1 pseudogene is annotated in these 332 nt (G+C 28.0%); it reads left to right on the top strand.

What is annotated here, in order from left to right:
* Positions 1-332: pseudogene (locus tag KTF99_RS16940) on the top strand (N-terminal phage integrase SAM-like domain-containing protein); the annotation flags it as partial.

The following is a 332-nucleotide window of genomic DNA, read 5'->3' as shown; positions in this document are numbered from 1 at the left end:
AGACATAATACTATGATTAGCTATGAAGAAAGAATAAATAATTACATATTGCCTTATTTTGCTGATTTTGACATATTTTCGATAACCAAAGAAGATATCATAAATTGGCAAAAAGATTTGTTTGAAAAAGGTGTATCGATTAAATACATAAATAAAATTCGACCAGTGCTGCATAATATATTTTCTTATTTATGTGATTATCATGGCTGCGATAATAATCCTGTTACTCATGTTCCTAGGTTGAGGGATAATTCACCGTATGAAGAGATGGATTTTTGGGAGTTTGAAGAATTTAAAAAATTTGCTAAATCAATTGATGATCCACTTTATTA

The sequence above is a fragment of the Erysipelatoclostridium sp. MSK.7.34 genome (assembly GCF_019041935.1).
GTDB lineage: Bacteria > Bacillota_I > Bacilli_A > Erysipelotrichales > Coprobacillaceae > Thomasclavelia > Thomasclavelia ramosa.
This window is presented reverse-complemented; position numbering and strand designations above follow the sequence as displayed.